The organism is Actinomyces mediterranea (genome assembly GCF_900155595.1).
GTDB classification, from domain to species: Bacteria; Actinomycetota; Actinomycetes; order Actinomycetales; family Actinomycetaceae; genus Pauljensenia; species Pauljensenia mediterranea.
In genome coordinates this window covers 1,248,752-1,266,216 of the sequence record NZ_FTPB01000004.1, presented here as the reverse complement: position 1 = coordinate 1,266,216, position 17,465 = coordinate 1,248,752, and the positions used below count along the sequence as shown (strand labels likewise).

The 17,465-nt window shown below is 64.8% G+C and carries 14 protein-coding genes and 1 tRNA gene; 9 read left to right on the top strand and 6 right to left on the bottom strand.

Going from position 1 to position 17,465, the window contains the following annotated elements:
* Positions 1 to 19: 19 nt before the first annotated feature.
* Entirely contained in the window at positions 20 to 562 is a 543-nt protein-coding gene (locus BQ7471_RS09620) for a gluconokinase (protein ID WP_076465839.1), read from the bottom strand.
* Positions 563 to 697: 135 nt separating this feature from the next.
* On the opposite strand from BQ7471_RS09620, the gene BQ7471_RS09615 reads away from it, so the two are divergent.
* Complete coding sequence (locus BQ7471_RS09615; RefSeq protein ID WP_076465837.1) at positions 698 to 1,411, top strand: FadR/GntR family transcriptional regulator; 714 nt, start codon at positions 698 to 700, stop codon at positions 1,409 to 1,411.
* A gap of 63 nt (positions 1,412 to 1,474) precedes the next feature.
* Positions 1,475 to 2,941 carry an NADP-dependent phosphogluconate dehydrogenase gene (gene gndA / locus BQ7471_RS09610; protein ID WP_076465836.1) on the top strand — a complete coding sequence of 489 codons (1,467 nt, stop codon included), beginning with the start codon at positions 1,475 to 1,477 and terminating at the stop codon, positions 2,939 to 2,941.
* A gap of 106 nt (positions 2,942 to 3,047) precedes the next feature.
* On the opposite strand, the gene BQ7471_RS09605 is transcribed toward gndA, so the two are convergent.
* Positions 3,048 to 3,137 (bottom strand) — tRNA-Ser (locus BQ7471_RS09605).
* Between the two features lie 223 nt (positions 3,138 to 3,360).
* On the opposite strand from BQ7471_RS09605, the gene BQ7471_RS09600 reads away from it, so the two are divergent.
* Positions 3,361 to 4,605, top strand: coding sequence for an MFS transporter (locus BQ7471_RS09600; protein ID WP_076465834.1), 1,245 nt, complete (start codon positions 3,361 to 3,363; stop codon positions 4,603 to 4,605).
* A 7-nt stretch (positions 4,606 to 4,612) separates the two neighbouring features.
* Here BQ7471_RS09600 and BQ7471_RS11840 read toward each other — a convergent pair whose 3' ends face one another.
* From BQ7471_RS11840 to modA, 3 genes are read right to left on the bottom strand one after another with little or no spacing between them, the layout of a single operon-like run.
* Positions 4,613 to 4,972: a TOBE domain-containing protein gene (locus tag BQ7471_RS11840; protein WP_328586651.1), complete on the bottom strand. Its 360-nt coding sequence runs from the start codon at positions 4,970 to 4,972 to the stop codon at positions 4,613 to 4,615.
* Positions 4,969 to 6,603 carry a molybdate ABC transporter permease subunit gene (gene modB, locus BQ7471_RS09595; RefSeq protein WP_328586650.1) on the bottom strand — a complete coding sequence of 545 codons (1,635 nt, stop codon included), beginning with the start codon at positions 6,601 to 6,603 and terminating at the stop codon, positions 4,969 to 4,971. The genes BQ7471_RS11840 and modB overlap by 4 nt, the downstream gene beginning before the upstream one ends.
* Positions 6,600 to 7,394: a molybdate ABC transporter substrate-binding protein gene (gene modA / locus BQ7471_RS09590; protein WP_076465833.1), complete on the bottom strand. Its 795-nt coding sequence runs from the start codon at positions 7,392 to 7,394 to the stop codon at positions 6,600 to 6,602. The genes modB and modA overlap by 4 nt, the downstream gene beginning before the upstream one ends.
* A gap of 181 nt (positions 7,395 to 7,575) precedes the next feature.
* On the opposite strand from modA, the gene BQ7471_RS09585 reads away from it, so the two are divergent.
* Positions 7,576 to 8,088 carry a molybdopterin-binding protein gene (locus BQ7471_RS09585; protein WP_076465831.1) on the top strand — a complete coding sequence of 171 codons (513 nt, stop codon included), beginning with the start codon at positions 7,576 to 7,578 and terminating at the stop codon, positions 8,086 to 8,088.
* 22 nt (positions 8,089 to 8,110) lie between these two features.
* Here BQ7471_RS09585 and mobA read toward each other — a convergent pair whose 3' ends face one another.
* Positions 8,111 to 8,740: a molybdenum cofactor guanylyltransferase gene (gene mobA / locus BQ7471_RS09580; protein WP_076465830.1), complete on the bottom strand. Its 630-nt coding sequence runs from the start codon at positions 8,738 to 8,740 to the stop codon at positions 8,111 to 8,113.
* A 78-nt stretch (positions 8,741 to 8,818) separates the two neighbouring features.
* Between mobA and moaA the strand changes: the two genes are divergently transcribed.
* The 5 genes from moaA (at position 8,819) to narJ (ending at position 17,461) form a co-directional block, all read left to right on the top strand.
* Positions 8,819 to 9,880, top strand: coding sequence for a GTP 3',8-cyclase MoaA (gene moaA, locus BQ7471_RS09575; protein ID WP_076465828.1), 1,062 nt, complete (start codon positions 8,819 to 8,821; stop codon positions 9,878 to 9,880).
* Positions 9,881 to 10,086: 206 nt separating this feature from the next.
* Positions 10,087 to 11,433 (top strand): MFS transporter, encoded by a 1,347-nt coding sequence (locus tag BQ7471_RS09570; RefSeq protein WP_076465827.1) that lies wholly within the window; start codon positions 10,087 to 10,089, stop codon positions 11,431 to 11,433.
* 48 nt (positions 11,434 to 11,481) lie between these two features.
* Positions 11,482 to 15,228 (top strand): nitrate reductase subunit alpha, encoded by a 3,747-nt coding sequence (locus BQ7471_RS09565; RefSeq protein ID WP_076465825.1) that lies wholly within the window; start codon positions 11,482 to 11,484, stop codon positions 15,226 to 15,228.
* Positions 15,228 to 16,775, top strand: a complete 1,548-nt coding sequence (gene narH, locus BQ7471_RS09560; RefSeq protein ID WP_076465823.1) for a nitrate reductase subunit beta — start codon at positions 15,228 to 15,230, stop codon at positions 16,773 to 16,775. The genes BQ7471_RS09565 and narH overlap by 1 nt, the downstream gene beginning before the upstream one ends.
* The gene (gene narJ / locus BQ7471_RS09555; protein WP_076465822.1) at positions 16,772 to 17,461 is read left to right on the top strand and encodes a nitrate reductase molybdenum cofactor assembly chaperone; all 690 of its coding nucleotides are present in this window, start codon (positions 16,772 to 16,774) and stop codon (positions 17,459 to 17,461) included. The genes narH and narJ overlap by 4 nt, the downstream gene beginning before the upstream one ends.
* Positions 17,462 to 17,465 lie beyond the last annotated feature (4 nt).

Here is a 17,465-nt window from a genome sequence, read left to right as displayed (position 1 = left end):
CATGAGTTGGGGACGGGGATCAGATCTCGAGGGAGACGCCGCGTTTAGCGAGGGCCTCTTCGACCGCGCGGAGTGTGAGTTCAGGGGTTTCGCGGGACTCAACGGCGAAGCCGTCCTCATCGGCCTCGAGTTGTTCAAGGGCCGCGAATTGGGAAGGGAGGAGCGCCGGGGGCATGAAGTGCCCCTCACGCTGTTTCATGCGCTCGTCGAGGAGGGCCTGCTCGGCGATGAGGTGGACGAAGACGACTCGTCCGGGGGCCTCCGCGAGAAGGTCGCGGTAGGAGCGCTTGAGGGCCGAACAGGTGACGATCGTCGAGGATCCCTCGTTCGCACGCTCCGTCATCCAGGTACGGAGGCTATCGAGCCAGGGCCATCGGTCCTCGTCGGTCAGTGGAATCCCGGCGGACATCTTCTCAATATTCGCCGCAGGATGGAAGTCATCGGCTTCTGCGATGGGCCAACCGGTGAGTTCACGGAGGGAGCGCGATGCTGTGGTCTTGCCAGAGCCGGCGACTCCCATGACAACGAGGTGCGTGACGGACTTGCTGTTTGCAGATCCCATATTTCCTCCTTGAGTGACATCTTCGTCATTTCGTAATCTCATACTACACATTAAATACTACGAATCAATCCCAAAAGAGATTTTTTTGCTGAATTACGAGTATGCTGGCGACATCGGCTCAGAGGAGGAGTTCACGTGCCGCGCTCACTTCACAACGACGTCCGAGAAGCGCTCGGCCGCCGAATCGTCTCCGGTGACCTCGCAGCGGGCAAGCCCCTGACCCTGGAGTGGATCCAGAACGAATACGGTGTCTCCCGCACCATCGCCAGAGAGTGCGTGCGATCCCTGGAAACCGACGGCCTCATGGAGTCCCGTCGCAGAACCGGGCTCATCATCCGCCCCAGATCCGAATGGGACTCCCTCTCCCCGACCGTCATCCGCTGGCAACTCGACGCAGACCCCCGCGGCCCCAAACTCGGCGCCCTCACCGAGGCGCGCGCCGCTATCGAGCCCTCCGCCGCCGCCGCAGCAGCGCGTCGCGCCACCGAAGAAGAACGATCGTCCATCCTCAGACTCGCAACGCTTCTCCGAGAACAATCAGAATCTGAAGACCTCAGCGACTTCCTCGTCACAGACATCGAGTTCCACTCCCTCATCCTCACCGCCAGCCACAACGATGTCTTCGCCGCGCTCACAGGGCTCGTCGCAGAGGTCCTCTCTGGGCGCACCCGCCTCGGCCTCTATCCCGCGCGCCCCGAGCCCATCGCCCTCGACCTGCACGACGAAGTCGCCCGCGCCATCGCGAACGGCGCCTCCGCGACAGCCGAAGCGGCCACCCGATCCCTCGTGGCCGAAGTGAAAGCCGCCCTCCTCGACAAGGGGCTCCGCGGATTCCTCGAAAACGACTGAACCTCACCCAGACGCCCGCGAATGCCCCGTTCGACCGGCACCTACCCTTTTGAAAGGCACATCATGCAGGACACACCCGGTACGCATCCTCTCGCCGACATCGGAGTCTACGGCCTCGGAGTGATGGGGACGAGCCTCGCTCGCAACCTCGCACGCCACGGGAGCACCGTCGCCCTCTTCAACTACACCCCCGACCTCGTCGACCGCTTCACCCGGAATCACATCGACGAAGGATCCTTCCTCCCCGCGACCGACATCACGTCCTTCGCATCCTCCCTCAGCCGACCGCGCATCGTCCTCGCAATGGTAGCCGCAGGACCCGCGACCGAATCCGTCATCAACCAGCTCTCCGAAGTCCTCGAACCCGGCGACATCGTGATTGACGGCGGTAACACCCACTACACCGACACCGTCCGGCGCGAAGCGGATCTCGCCGACAAGGGCATCCGCTTCGTCGGAATGGGAGTATCGGGAGGCGAAGAAGGAGCCCTCCTCGGCCCCTCGCTCATGCCCGGCGGCGACGTAGACGCCTACCGGCGCATCGGCCCCCTGTTGGAGAGCATCGCCGCACAGGTCGACGGCTCCCCCTGCTGCGCCCACGTCGGCCCGGGCGGCGCCGGACACTTCGTCAAGACCGTTCACAACGGCATCGAATACGCCGACATGCAGGTGATCGCCGAGGCCTACGAGGTCCTTCGTTCCATCGGCCGACTGAGCGTTCCCGAAATCGCAGAAGTATTCCGTTCCTGGAAGGACTCCGAACTCGACTCCTACCTCATCGAAGTCACCGCAGAGGTGCTCGAGCGCACCGACCCTGATTCTGGGCACCCCTTCGTCGACATCATCGTGGACGCAGCCGACCAGAAGGGGACCGGAACCTGGTCCACGCAGAACGCCCTCGAATTCGGCGTCGCCGTACCCGCGATCGCCGAAGCGACCTTCGCACGCTCAATATCATCAGCCTCGCGCCAGCGCGACGCCATGCGGCGGCGGAACCTGGATTCCGGCGCCCAAACGATGTCGATCGAGGATCGCGCATGCTTCATCGACGACGTCCGCCGAGCCCTCTACGGCGCGAAGATCGCCGCCTACGCGCAGGGCTTCGACGAGATCGCGACCGTGAGCGAAGCGAACGGCTGGGGCATCGACCTGGGAGCGATGGCGAAGATCTGGCGAGGCGGCTGCATCATTCGGGCGCGCTTCCTCGACGACATCGTCAGCGCCTACGAAGCCGATGCGGGGCTCCCGACGCTCCTCACAGCGCCCCGTTTCGCCGAAGCCGTCGAGGAAGCGCTTCCCGCATGGAGGCGCATCACCGCCCAGGCGATCCTCACGGGGACTCCAACGCCAGTCTTCGCCTCAAGCCTCTCCTACATCGATCAGCTTCGCGCCGAACGCCTTCCCGCCGCCCTCATCCAGGCACAAAGGGACTACTTCGGAGCACACACCTATCGCCGAATCGACGACCCCGGGACCGCCTACCACGTCCTCTGGTCCGAGGAGGGTCGCCCGGAGGTGAAGAGGGGCTAAGGCCAGGGTCCGCCACGGTCAGCGCGGGGAGAGCCGGACATAGTCAGCGCGTGAGAACAGAAAGGCCCGCGACTCTAGCTTCTCCCTGGAGTCACGGGCCAAACCGTGGCGGTAGCGCTGGGATTTGAACCCAGGGTGGCTGTGACACCACACAGCATTTCGAGTGCTGCACCTTCGGCCGCTCGGACACGCTACCAGTGCGCACCAGCATATCCCACCCCGCCCCCGAGTCGCCAACCGAGGGGGATCCTGCGACGCGTTGCACAGCGACCTAATTTACGCGGGTCAACTACTCGAAAATATCTGCGATGCGCGTTAGGCTCAGTCATCACTATCAACACCCGTCGACCGGAGGCACAGCATTGTCCGCAGACTCAGCCCCACGCCGTGAAGCACCGGGGGCCAACAGGGTCCTCGTCATGTCCACCATCTCCTTCACCCTCATGTTCGCGGTGTGGTTGATGTTCGGCATCCTCGGCAAGCCGATTCAACAAGAATTCGGCCTCGATTCCGTCCAACTGTCCTGGATCAGCGCCGTCGCCGTGCTCAACGGCTCCATGTGGCGCCTGCCCTCGGGCATCCTCGCCGACCGTTTCGGCGGCAAGATCGTCATGACAGTCATGATGGTCCTCGGAGCGATCGCTTCCATCGGCGTCTCCCTCGTCCCGACCGGCAACTACGCCATGCTGCTCGTCCTCGCATTCTGCGTCGGCATCGTCGGCAACTCCTTCTCCTCGGGAATTGCATGGAACTCGGCATGGTTCTCCGACCGCCGCAAGGGATTCGCCCTGGGGGTCTTCGGCGCGGGCAACGTCGGAGCATCCGTCACGAAACTCATTGGCCCAGGTATCATCGCCGCCACCGCGGGCTCCACCTACATCCTCGGAATCCAGGGCGGCTGGCGCCTCATCCCCGTCATCTACGCAGTCCTGCTCACCGTCTTCGTGATACTCCAGTGGGTCGTCACCCCGACAGTCGACCGAAAGCCGGGTGCCTCCGTCAATATCTCGACGATGCTGGAGCCCCTCAGAGACATCCGCGTGTGGCGCTTCAGCCTCTACTACGTCATCGCCTTCGGCGCCTATGTCGCCTTCTCCGCGATCCTGCCCGCCTTCTACGTCGACAATTTCGGAGTATCCCTCACGACCGCGGGGCTGCTCACCGCAACCTTCATCTTCCCCGCCTCCCTGCTGCGACCCCTGGGCGGATGGGTCTCCGACAAGTGGGGCGCCCGCGTGGGCATGTACATCACTTTCGTGACGATCGGAGCGTTCTTCACGATCCTCATGATCCCCTCCGGCGTCAACGCCGACACAGGTGCGGCCTTCGGCCTTCCCCTCGCGCTCGTCGTGTTCATCATCTTCCTCATCGGCTGCTCGATGGGCATCGGCAAGGCCGCCGTCTACAAGCACATCCCGACCTACTTCCCCGACCATGTGGGCTCGGTCGGCGGCCTGGTCGGAATGCTCGGCGGCCTCGGCGGCTTCTTCTTGCCTCCAATGTTCGCCTACATCCAAAGGTGGACGGGCCTGACGTCAACGCCTTTCGTCGTCATGACGATCATCACGGGTGCGACTCTGATCTGGATGCACCTCGTCATCCGTTCGATGACACGCCAGGCACCCGACGCCGATCACATCGAGATTCCGCACCAGGACCGCTGAACGCCGGTCAGCGCGGCGCGACCCGCACGGCCCGGATCTGCGTCGCCTTCACGGCGCACCAGATCCCGTTCCCGACCCGGCACCCCAGCTCCGCCCACGCGCTGGTGGTCACGCGCGCCGACACCCGGCGCTCCCCATCGAGGGCGATATGCGCAGTGATGAGACCGCTGGAGGATTCGACCGCGTCAATCCTCCCGGTGATGAGTGAACGTGCAGACCCCGTGCCCGGCTCGCGCAACAAGGCGACGGCATCGGGTTCGAAGAGGAGCGCCATCTCCTCCCCCTCCTCGCCGCCGGTGTCTCCCTGAGCTGCAACGAGTCTGCCCTCGCCCACTCGAATTCCGAGCAGCCCGTCATTGAATCTCACCGATTCGCCAGTGACAACATTGAGTCCGGCGAGGCGCGCGGAGAACACGGATTGGGGTTCGCGAGGACCCGGGACGCTCCGCCCTCCTCGACGACCCGGCCCTCGTCGAGGACGATGAGGCGGAACGCGAGTTGGAGGGCCTGAACCGCGTCATGGGTGATGAGAACCGTCGTCACCCCCTGGTGCGCGAGGCGCGCCGCGAGAATGCGGTTCACCACCGCTGCGGCCTCCACGTCGAGTGCCGCTGTGGGCTCGTCGAGGACGAGGACCTGCGGGTGGAAGACGAGGGCGCGGGCGAGGGCGACGCGCGCAGCCTGGCCCCCCGACAATTCGTCACCCCTGCGCATCGCGAGGTGCTCGCAGCCGACGCTCGCCAACTGTTCCATGGCCGCCTCGCGGGCGCTGCCGCGCGATTCTCCCCGGCACCTGAGGGGGAAGGCGACATTGTCGACGACACTCATGTGACCGAAGATGCGGGGCTGTTGACTGACCAGAGCGACGCCGCGATGGCGAGACGTAACGAACACCCCCTCGGAGTCGACGACGCGCCCGCCGATCCGGGCCACACCCTCGTCGAGGGGGAGAGAACCTGCAATGACCTGCGCGAGTGTCGTTTTGCCCGCCCCATTGCGCCCCATGATGGCGCTGACCCGTCCTGCGGGGAGCGACACGTCGATCTGCCAGTCCCGCTCCCTGATTCGGCCGTGCACGTCGACCGGTACTGCGCTGGATGCGCCCCGGGCAGGAGGCATGCGGGCGGGAGTAGAGGCGTCGTCGCGGGTGCGCGCGGGCGCCCGCTGGAGCATTTCCGTGAAGGATACGACGACGGCGGCCGCCGCTAGGAGCACCATTCCCAGGGCGAGGGCGAGGGCGGAATCGGATTCGCGCGCGAGGTAGATCTGCAGCGGCATCGTCCTGGTCACCCCTTGTAAGGAGCCCGCGAAGGTGAGTGTCGCGCCGAATTCCCCCAGGCACCTGGCCAGGGCGAGCGCCCCTCCCCGCGCGATCGCCGGCGCGACCATGGGAAGGGTGATCTGCCCGAGGACGCGGGTGGGCGAGGCTCCCAGGGACGCCGCCATCTCCTCAAGGCCCTCGGGGCGGGCGCGCAATGCCGCTTCAAGGGTGACGACGAGGAAGGGGAGGGAGACGAAGACTTGCGCCATGATGACGGCGGGGGTGGAGAATGCGATTCCGGCGCCGAGGGCTTCGAGTGTCGACCCGATGAGGCTGCGGCGCCCGAATGCGGTGAGGAGGGCGATGCCCGCGACGACGGGGGGCAGGGACAGCGGCAGTGCGACGAGGATCCGTAGGATGCGCACGCCCCTGAACCTCCTCGCGAGGACGAGCGCTGCGGGCACGCCGAGGACGAGGTCGATCCCGAGGGCGGTGACGCAGGTGCGCAAGGACAGGGCGAGGGCGTCGATGGCTTCATCCGTGGCGAGGATCCCCGGCAGTTCTGTCCAGGAGACGCGGGCGGCCATGAGCGCGAGTGGGAGGAGGAGGAAGACGAGGGCGAGTCCGGCGAGCAGGGGGGCCCACAGGGGCAGCGGCGAGACGGCGGCGGTGCGCGCGGAGGGGACGCGCCGACGCAGTGTCCGCGCGGGGCTCCCGTGTGCCTGCAGTGCGTTCATGTCGCCGGGGTGAATCCCGCTTCTTCGAGGATCGCCTGCCCTCGCTCAGACAGGACGAGGTCGATCCAGGACTGTGCGGCCTCGGCATGTTCCGTCGTCGAGACGAGGGCGATCGGGTAGGCGTTGACGGCGGTGTCCGCCCCGTCGATCTCGACGGTGTCGACTGCATCCCCCTCAGCGAGGGCGTCGGTCTTGTACACGATGCCCACATCAGCCTGCCCGGAGGAGACTTTGCCCCGCACATCGGTCACCGCCTGCTCCTCGGAGACGGGGTTCAGCGTGATGCCCAGCGATTCCGTGAGTTTCTTGGTCAGTTTGCCGCAGGGGACTTCAGGGGCGCAGATGACGAGTGTGACGGAGTCGAGCGAGGAGTCGAGTCCGGTGACGCCTCCAGGGTTGCCCGGCGTCGTGATGATGGTGAGGGTGTTCGTGGCGAAGAGGGTGGATTCGGTGACGAGACCCTGCTCTCTCGCGGCGTCCATCGTCGATTCATTCGCCGTGGCGAGGACGTCTGCGGGCGCCCCCTGTGCGATCTGGGCAACGAGGTCCTGAGAGCCCGCGAAGTTGAATCGTACGTCGACTCCGGGGTGGTCGGATTCGAAGATTTCCTCCAATTCGGCGAAGGTCTCGGTCAGGGATGCTGCGGCGTAGACATTGAGGACGATCGGCTCACCATCGGGAGGGGCGTCGGCGAATCCGGGGGCGCCCGCACTGCCCGATCCTGTTGAGCAGGCGCCGATCAGGCACGCGAGTGCGACACCAAGGGGCAGAATCGTATGGATGGATCGCATGAGAGCCTCCTCGCTCATTTTAATGGTATTATACCGACTAAAATATCTTAGCAATCGATCAAGAATACCGAAACACGCTATTGCAAATGGGTAACACTTCTCATTTTCGCAGCTCATAAACTATTTTATATTTAACTGGTTTTATCCATTTAAAATTACTGATCCTGTGAGGAGAACCCGCATGCCGCAATCATCCGCCTACGATCTGTCACGCGTCACCGCCTGCCTCATCGTCTTCTCCGACCGCATCGCCTCGGGAGAGAAGGAGGACCGTGCGACCCCCGCCTGTCGGACAGCACTGGTTCAGGCGGGCATCACCCGCGTCTCCACCCGCGTCGTCTGCGAAAACGGGGAGGATCTGCGCGCCGCGATCGACGAGCGAATCGCATTGGGCGACCGGCTCATCCTCGTCCTCGGGGGATCCGGCTTCGGCGTCGGCAATGTGGCCCCAGAAACGGTTCGCGAAGTCATCGAAGTGGAGATCCCGGGCATCGCCGAACAGATCCGCACCCATGGGTTGCGCCACACTCCCTTGTCGGGTCTGTCCAGAGAGGTCGTCGGAGTGACAGCGCGCGATTCGCACGGAGCACTCATCGTCTCCTCGCCCGGCTCGCAGGGCGGGGCTCTCGACACCCTCGCCGTGCTCTCGCCCCTGCTCCCCGCGATCTTCGGTCAGCTCGGCGAAGAACGCTGAGCACTGCGGGACTCGCATCTCCTCACAGATGTTCCCGCCACCAGGCGAGGTCCTGCACAGTATCGATATCGCGGCACTCCTCGGCAGGAGCGGACTCCTCGACGAGGTCGAGTCCGCACAGGGAGGAGCGGACCGAGCGGCCGTGCAGTCCTCCCATAGCCGCGGACCTGGCGAGCGCCCGTCGCAGCGGCGCGAGACGATACACCGCCTGCAAATACTGGCGGAAGGGTGCGAACTCCCCGCCGACGATGAGCGCCCCCTCAGCCGATGGAGCAGCCTCGATGGCGCGAAGTAAGCGCGACGCAAGCAGCGGCGCCCCTGGAGAGTCCACCGAGAAGACGAAGACGAAGCCCTCCTCATCGCCCGCCCTCCCCGAGGGGCCTCCCATCCGCGCCAATGCGTCCAACCCGGCACCGATGCCTGCGAGCGGTCCGCCGCCCGCAGGCTCCTCCATGGTGCGGATGACGCCGTCGGGGATCGCGACCCCGTCCGGTGCGACGACAACGATGCGCCCGTTCACATGGGGGCGGAGCCCGTCGAGAACGCGGTCGAGGAGACGCCCCGACACATTGAGATCCGCTTTCGATGCGCCTCCGAGCCTTATACCCCGCCCTCCTGCGAGCACGACGGCGTCAATGACACGATCCATCATGGGTATCATTGTCCACCTGATCGCATCGATTTCTATTTGAAAGGGTTGCGCCCCTTTCAGTACGGGTATGGTGTCCCTATGGTCGGCCCATCCCCCTCAGCGCTCAGACTGCTCCCGGCAACTGGCGGCCCGGAGCTGCGGCTCGTCGACCCTTTCGGGCGAATCGCACGCGACCTGCGCATCTCCTTGACGGATCGCTGCAACCTGCGCTGCTCGTACTGCATGCCCCCCGAGGGGCTGGAATGGATCCCCACAGCGAACACGCTCAACGATGCCGAGGTCATCCGCCTCGCCCGGATCGGGGTTGAAATGCTCGGGATCCGCCAGATCCGATTCACAGGCGGAGAACCTCTCGTGCGCCCCGGGCTCGAGAGGATCATCGAGGCCTGCACCCGACTGGTGACGGACGAGGGCTCACGTCCCGAACTCGCCCTCACCACGAATGGGCTCGGCTTGGACAAGCGCGCCCGAGCGCTCGCACATGCCGGACTCGACCGGGTGAATGTCTCCCTCGACACCCTCAATGCGGAACGCTATTCGCAGATCACCCGCAGGAACCGTCTATTCGACGCCCTCGCCGGACTCGATGCGGCCGCACAGGCGGGACTGCATCCGCTCAAGGTCAATTCAGTGGTACTGCGCGGCATCAACGATCGCGATGTACCAGATCTTTTGGACTTCTGCCTCGAGCGGGGCATTGAATTGCGGGTCATCGAGCAGATGCCGATCGGCCCGGCCGACACCTGGGATCGGGGGGCGATGATGACGCGCGACGAGATCCTCCACCTATTGTCGACCAGGCACACCCTCTCCCCCGTCGCCCGCTCGGATGCGCACTCCCCCGCATGTTCATGGAGTATCGATTCGGACCCCTCCCTCAGAGTCGGCATCATCGCATCGGTCTCCGACCCCTTCTGCTCCGCCTGCGACAGAACCCGTCTGACCAGCGATGGAATGATCCGTTCATGCCTGTTCTCCACCCGCGAGACGGACCTTCGCACGCTGGCGCGCTCTGGCGCCCCCGACGACGACATCGCCCGGGCGTGGGCAGCGGCGATGTGGAACAAGCCTCTGGCCCACGGCCTCAACGGGGACGACTTCGCGATCCCCTCGCGCACCATGTCAGCCATCGGCGGTTAATTTACTGAATCCGCTGTGATGTAAATGACAGCACACCTCTCTCCCACAGACACTGAGACCCCCTTCCCGACCTCGTCATAATGAGCAATGACCTGCATAAACAGCGAACCTGGGAGAGTGCCTCCAAAATCTACCCGCCATTGTTTTTCGCTGATACGATCCCGCTAAATACAAGTGTTCTGGGTCATTACTCACTGGGAGGAACAATGAGCAGCGCCGCTACATCATCCCCGCAATGGACCGGACGTGTCCTCGACGGCTGGAATCCCGAAGAGGAGTCGGCATGGAGCTCCTCGATCGCATGGAGGACCCTGGCGATCACGACCTTCTCCCTCATGCTCGGCTTCGCAGTGTGGTTCCTCCCGAACGCGATCGCCCCCAGGCTCAACGACCTCGGATTCGAACTGTCCAAGACTCAGCTCTACTGGCTCACGTCGATGCCCGGCCTGTCATGCGCAGCGCTGCGCATGATCTACATGTTCCTTCCCGCCACGATCGGCACCCGACGGATGATCTACTGGTCGTCCCTCCTCTACGTCCTGCCGATGCTCGGCTGGTTCTTCGCAGTCCAAAACCCCCGGACCTCCTTCGCCGTCCTGCTGCTCCTGTCCTTCGCCTGCGGAATCGGAGCCGCCACCTTCTCCGGGTACATGCCCTCGACCGGCTTCTTCTTCCCCAAGCGCCTCCAGGGAACCGCGCTCGGTCTCCAGGGCGGTGTGGGTAACCTCGGTATGTCCGTCATTCAACTCTCCGCCCCATTCCTCATGAGCATGAGCCTCTTCGGGGTCACCTGGATCGCGCCCGAGGCCGCCGGGCGCACGCCGACGGTCATCAATGCCACCGTTTTCTTCGTCCCGTGGTCGATCCTCGCCGCCGTGTTGGCCTTCACCATGCTCAAGGATGTCCCACTGAAGGCCAATATCAAAGAGCAACTCGACATATTCGGAAATCCGAATACCTGGTACATGACGGTCCTCTACATCATGACCTTTGGACTGTTCTCCGGATTCGGCGCACAGACCGCCCTCATCATTAACAACAACTTCGGCAGACTCTCCCTCCTCGCCCAGTCCTTCGACCCCGAGTCCCTTCCCGTCGGACTGTCCTACGCATTCCTGGGAACCCTCATCGGCGCCGTCCTCCGCTTCGCGTGGGGCCCCCTGTGCGACCGATTCGGAGGCGCGATCTGGACCTTCGTGTCCTCAGTCGGCATGTCCATCACCCTCGCCTGGTGCGGCTGGGTCCTCATGACGACTGACGACCCCTCCGACTTCATTCCCTTCCTCGTCGGCATGCTCTGCATGTTCTTCTTCGCCGGGGTCGGCAACGCCTCGACCTTCAAGCAGATGCCGATGATCATGCCGAAGCGCCAGGCAGGCGGCGCGATCGGCTTCACCGGAGCCGTTGCAGCCCTCGGCCCCTTCCTCGTCGGCGTCGCCCTCACCCTCATGCCCGACCACGTCTTCTACTTCACCGCAGCCGCCTACTGCGTGCTGTGCGCCGTCCTGTGCTGGATGCGCTACGCGCGCCCGGGCGCCCCATTCCCCGGTTGATCCGCCACCCCCGTCCACATTCCCATTCACCCACTTCGAGGAGCCGACATGACCACCGAGAAGAATCTCCCCGACCGGTTCACATCTCCCCTGTTCGCCATGGGATCGTGGCTGCGCGGGGGAACGGCATCGGATGATGCCCGCCAGCTCTTCCTCGAGGGCGGACGCGAAGCGGATGCCTTCTACCGCAACCGCTGGAGCTACGACACAGTGGTCCGTTCCACCCACGGCGTGAACTGCACGGGGTCGTGCTCGTGGAAGATCTACGTCAAAGACGGCATCATCACCTGGGAGACGCAGCAGACCGACTACCCGTCGACCGGCGCGGATATGCCCGAATACGAGCCCCGTGGATGCCCTAGGGGCGCTGCCTTCTCCTGGTACGAGTATTCGCCCACCCGCATCAAGTACCCCTATGTCCGCGGCGTGCTCCTCGACATGTTCCAAGAAGCGAAGAAGCGTCTGGGCGACCCCGTCCTCGCATGGGGGGACATCGTGGAGAACCCTGACAAGGCGCGCGCCTACAAGTCGCAGCGCGGCCGCGGCGGAATGGTCCGGGCCTCCTGGGAGGAGGCAATGGAGATCGTCGCCGCCGCCTACGTCCACACGATCAAGGAGTACGGTCCCGACCGCATCGCGGGCTTCTCCGTCATCCCCGCGATGTCGATGATCTCCTACGGCGCGGGCGCACGCTTCCACGAACTCATCGGCGCCACCATGCTGAGCTTCTACGACTGGTACGCGGACCTGCCGCCCGCCAGCCCCCAGTTCTTCGGCGACCAGACGGATGTTCCCGAGTCGGGCGACTGGTTCAACTCGCAGTACCTCATCATGTGGGGCACGAATCTTCCGCTGACGCGCACCCCCGACGCCCACTTCATGGCGGAGGCCCGCTACCACGGCCAAAAGGTCGTCGTCGTATCCCCCGACTATGCGGATAACACGAAGTTCGCAGACGACTGGTTGCGCATCCAACCCGGTACCGACGGCGCACTGGCGATCGCCATGGGGCACGTCATCCTCACAGAGTTCCACGTCGCCAAGCGCGAGCCCTTCTTCCTCGACTACATGACGCGCTACTCCGATGCCCCCTTCCTTGTGGAAATCGACGAGGTCGGCGCCGACGCCCGCGAGGGCGTCCCCGCGCACACGCTGACCCCCGGCAAGTTCCTCACGGCGGACAAGATGCCCGAGGGGACGACTGAACGCACGCAGAACAACGCATTCCGCCCCCTCGTCATCGAGGCCGACGGCACCGTGAAGGATCCCGGGGGCACCCTCGCGGATCGTTTCGGGGACGAGGGCGCGGGGCATTGGAATCTCAATCTCGACGGCGTCTCCCCCGTCTTGTCGATGATGGACACCGACCAGTGGGAAAGCGTCGAGATCGCGCTCCCGCGCTTCGACCTCCCTGCGGCGGCCGATCAGGCCTCGATCGGCGGCGGTTACACGGTCCGCGGAGTCCCCGCGCGGCGCGTCAACGACCGCCTCGTCACCACCGTCTACGACATCCTCCTAGCCCAGTACGGGGTCGCACGCGATGGCCTGGGCGGACAATGGCCCACCGGATACGACGACGCCTCGACGCCCGGGACCCCCGCATGGCAGGAGGAGCACACCGGTGTGCCCGCGGGGGCGGCGATCACGATCGGACGCGAGTTCGCCCTCAACGCCCTTGAAACCGAGGGCCGTTCGATGATCCTCATGGGGGCCGGGACGAACCACTATTTCAACTCGGACCAGATCTACCGATCCTTCCTCGCCCTGACGACGATGTGCGGCACTCAGGGCCGTAATGGCGGCGGTTGGGCGCACTACGTCGGGCAGGAGAAAGTCCGCCCGATCACCGGATGGGCGTCCTTCACCTTCGCAACCGACTGGCATCGTCCGCCCCGTCAGATGATCTCGACGGGCTGGTACTACATGACGACCGACCAATGGCGCTACGACGGTGCCCGGGCGTCCTCGATCGGCAACCCCCTCAAGGCCCCCCACTTCGAGGGTAAGCAATTCGCCGACACGCTCGTCGAATCCGTGCAGCGCGGCTGGATGCCCTCCTACCCGACCTTCGACCGCTCCTCCACCGTCCTGGGACGCGAGGCGGCAGAGGCGGGGATGAGCCCGGGCGATTACGTGTCCTCCGAGTTGCGGGCGGGACGCCTCCGCTTCGCCATGGAAGACCCCGATGCCCACCACAATGTCCCCAAGATCCTCGCGAACTGGCGTACGAACCTGCTCGGCTCCTCAGCGAAGGGCACCGAGTTCTTCCTACGGCACATGCTCGGGGCGAATAACGACGTCAATGCGGTCGAACTCCACGAGGACAACCGCCCCACAACGATGGCGTGGCGGGATGAGGCCCACCCCGGCAAACTCGACCTCATGTGGGTCGCCGATTTCCGCAATACGTCGACGACCCTCCACTCCGATGTCGTCCTGCCCGCGGCGACCTGGTACGAGAAGCACGATCTGTCCTCGACGGATATGCATCCCTTCATGCATTCCTTCAACGCCGCGGTGAATCCGCCGTGGGAGGCGCGCACCGACTTCGAGATGTACCAGAGTCTCGCCCACCTCGTCTCAGCGATGGCCGCCGAGCATCTCGGCACTCAGACGGATGTCGTCGCGGTGCCCCTCGCCCACGACTCCCCCGACGCCATGGCGATGCCGTCGGGCATCGTGCCCGAGCAGACGTGGACGCCGGGAATCACCATGCCCAAACTCGTCCCCGTGGAGCGCGACTACACGCAGATCGGCTACAAGTTCGACCGCATCGGCCCGCTCGCCTCGACCCTCGGCTTCGCGCAGAAGGGAATCGTCTACGACACGAGTCGGGAGACGGAGGAGCTCGGCGACCTCAACGGGCGCGCCCCGATGGACGGCAATGCGGGCGAGGGCCGGCCTTTGTGCGACACCGATATCAAGGCCTGCAATATGGCGCTCCGATTCTCGAGCACCACGAATGGCCGCCTCGCCACGCAGGGCTTCCGAACGCTCGAGAAGCGCACCGGCACCGCAATGGCCTACCTGTCTGAGGGAGACGAGGAGAAGAGGATCACCTTCATCGACACCCGCATCCAGCCGCGTTCGGTGATCACCAGCCCCGAATGGTCGGGTTCTGAACACGGCGGGCGGCGCTACTCAGCCTTCGTGCAGAACGTCGAGTGCTTCAAGCCGTGGCACACCCTCACCGGACGCCCGCAGTTCTACATCGACCACGATTGGATACTCGACATGGGCGAGGCGCTGCCCGTGTTCCGACCGCCCCTCAACCTGGCCCATCTCTACGGGGAGAGGCCGATCGGCGACGTGCGGGCGAACTCGCAGACGGGCGCCGCTGAAGTCGCCGTCCGGTACTTGACGATCCACAACAAGTGGGCGATCCACTCCCAGTACTACGACAACCTCCACATGTTGACCCTGGGGCGCGGAGGCCAGACGATTTGGATGAGCCCCCAGGACGCCGACAAGATCGGGGTGCGCGACAACGAGTGGATCGAGGCGACGAACCGCAATGGAACGGTCACCGCCAGAGCGGTTGTCTCGCACCGGATCCCCGAGGGCACGGTGTTCATGCACCATGCTCAAGATCGACAGATCAACACCCCGCTCAACGAGTCGAGCGGCAGGCGCGGCGGCACTCACAACTCGCTGACGCGCATCTTCCTCAAGCCGACGCACCTCGCGGGCGGCTACGCGCAATTCGCCTACGCATTCAACTACTACGGTCCGACCGGCAACCAGCGTGACGAAGTCACGGTGATTCGCCGCCGCAGCCAGGAGGTGCAGTTCTGATGAAGGTCATGGCCCAGATCGCAATGGTGATGAACCTGGACAAGTGCATCGGATGCCACACGTGCTCGGTCACCTGCAAACAGGTGTGGACGAATCGTGAGGGCACCGAGTACATGTGGTTCAACAATGTCGAGACCCGCCCGGGTGTCGGCTACCCCCGGCGCTGGGAGGATCAGGACAGGTGGCGCGGCGGCTGGCAGCGCCAGGCCAATGGCCGCCTCGTCCCCCGTCAGGGCGGGCGCCTGGCCTCGTTCGCGAAGATCTTCGCGAACCCGACGATGCCGCAAATGACGGACTACTACGAGCCGTGGACCTACGAATACGACAAGCTGCTCCAGGCCCCCGCGAATTCGAGGAACATCCCTGTGGCGAGGGCGAAGTCCCGCATCACCGGCGACCACATCGACAAACCCGAATGGGGTCCCAACTGGGACGACGACCTCGGCGGTTCGATGGAGACCCTCGATGAGGATCCCGTGCTCAAGCAGATGAGCCTCCAAGTGTCCAAGACCATCGAAGACGCCTACATGTTCTATCTGCCGCGCATCTGCGAGCACTGCCTCAATCCGACATGCGTGTCGGCCTGCCCCTCCGGCGCCATGTACAAGCGGACCGAGGATGGCATCGTCCTCGTCGATCAGGACAAGTGCAGGGGCTGGCGCCAATGCGTGTCCGCGTGCCCCTTCAAGAAGGTCTACTTCAACCATCACAGCGGCAAGGCGGAGAAGTGCACCCTGTGCTATCCGCGCCTCGAGGCGGGTGAGCCGACCGTGTGCTCGGAGACCTGCGTCGGCAGGCTCCGCTACCTCGGAGTCCTGCTCTACGACGCCGACCGTGTATCCTGGGCGGCCTCGCAAACAGACGAGCGCGACCTCCTGCGCGCGCATCGCGATATCCTCCTCGACCCCAACGATCCGCAGGTCATCGCTGCGGCGAAAGCGAATGGGGTCCCCCATTCGTGGATCGTCGCCGCTAAGGAGTCGCCCGTGTGGAAGCTCATCACCGACTACGAGATCGCACTGCCGCTGCACCCCGAGTTCCGCACCCTCCCGATGGTGTGGTACGTGCCGCCGCTGTCGCCCGTCGTCGACCAGGTGACCGCTTCCGGAGCCGACGGCGAAGGTCACCGGGTGCTGCTCTCCGCGATCGCTCAGATGCGTATCCCCCTCGAATACCTCGCCGGGCTCTTCACCGCCGGAGATACCGCCCCCGTGGAGCTGTCCCTTCGCAGGCTCGCCGCCATGCGGTCCTACATGCGCGACGTGTACAACGGCGCCGAGGGCAATGAGGAGATCCCCGCAGCCGTGGGCATGAGCGGGGACAAGGTCCGCGAGATGTACCGCCTGCTGTCGATCGCGAAATACGACGACCGCTACGTCATCCCCTCAGCGAGTCCCGAAATGCCGCGCGGGCTGAAGGACCTCGAGGGCTGTCCCGTCCCCTACGATGCGGAGGCCTTCCATGGCACGGCGCCCGCGACGTCGAATAATCCGATGACGGTCACGCCGCAGGGGCGCTCGATGCTCCCCCTTGAGGTGATCCGATGAGCACCTTCATCGGCTTCCCCCGCATTCCCGCATCCGCGCCGACAGATGATATCAGCGAGGACGCGCGGCGCGTCGTGCGCATGGCGTGCTCGATCCTCCTCGACTACCCCGTAGAGGCCCTCGACTCCCGGCTCCTCGCTGTGCGCGCCGAACTGCCCGGCCTGCCGCCCCCGGTCGCCGAGTCCCTCGCGGCGTTCTGCGATGAGGCTGAGGCGAAGGGCCTGCGCGAGATGCAGGTCCACTACGTCGAAACTTTCGACCAGCGGCGCCGATGCGCCCTCGGACTCACCTACTACTCGCACGGGGATACCAGGGGCAGGGGGCAGGCGATCCTCGCCTTCGCAGAGGTCCTCCACCGTGCGGGCTTCGACCTCGAGCGCAAGGAGCTGCCCGACCACCTTCCGCTCATCCTGGAGTTCTGCGCCCTCGACGAGACCGGTACCGCTGAAGAGCTCCTGCGCTCCAACCGCGAGGGCATCGAGGTGATCCGCACCGCATTGCGCGCGGCGGACTCGCCCTATGCGCACCTGCTCGACGCCCTCGTCGCGACGCTTCCCGAAGCGGATGAACAGACCCTCAAGCGCTTCGAGGAACTCGTCTCGCAAGGACCCCCGACAGAGCTCGTCGGCATCGGCGATCTCGATTCGACTCCATTCCCCACGTCCGATATCGCGCAGGAAAGGTGAGCAT

Excerpts from the sequence above, each read along its gene's own strand:
- narJ (WP_076465822.1), top strand. The coding sequence starts at position 16,772 with ATGAGCACCTTCATCGGCTTCCCCCGCATTCCCGCATCCGCGCCGACA.
- BQ7471_RS09585 (WP_076465831.1), top strand. The coding sequence starts at position 7,576 with ATGCCGCAATCATCCGCCTACGATCTGTCACGCGTCACCGCCTGCCTC.
- gndA (WP_076465836.1), top strand. The coding sequence starts at position 1,475 with ATGCAGGACACACCCGGTACGCATCCTCTCGCCGACATCGGAGTCTAC.
- modB (WP_328586650.1), bottom strand. The coding sequence starts at position 6,603 with ATGAACGCACTGCAGGCACACGGGAGCCCCGCGCGGACACTGCGTCGG.
- BQ7471_RS09570 (WP_076465827.1), top strand. The coding sequence starts at position 10,087 with ATGAGCAGCGCCGCTACATCATCCCCGCAATGGACCGGACGTGTCCTC.
- BQ7471_RS09600 (WP_076465834.1), top strand. The coding sequence starts at position 3,361 with ATGTCCACCATCTCCTTCACCCTCATGTTCGCGGTGTGGTTGATGTTC.
- modA (WP_076465833.1), bottom strand. The coding sequence starts at position 7,394 with ATGCGATCCATCCATACGATTCTGCCCCTTGGTGTCGCACTCGCGTGC.
- moaA (WP_076465828.1), top strand. The coding sequence starts at position 8,819 with ATGGTCGGCCCATCCCCCTCAGCGCTCAGACTGCTCCCGGCAACTGGC.
- BQ7471_RS09565 (WP_076465825.1), top strand. The coding sequence starts at position 11,482 with ATGACCACCGAGAAGAATCTCCCCGACCGGTTCACATCTCCCCTGTTC.
- BQ7471_RS09620 (WP_076465839.1), bottom strand. The coding sequence starts at position 562 with ATGGGATCTGCAAACAGCAAGTCCGTCACGCACCTCGTTGTCATGGGA.
- mobA (WP_076465830.1), bottom strand. The coding sequence starts at position 8,740 with ATGATGGATCGTGTCATTGACGCCGTCGTGCTCGCAGGAGGGCGGGGT.
- narH (WP_076465823.1), top strand. The coding sequence starts at position 15,228 with ATGAAGGTCATGGCCCAGATCGCAATGGTGATGAACCTGGACAAGTGC.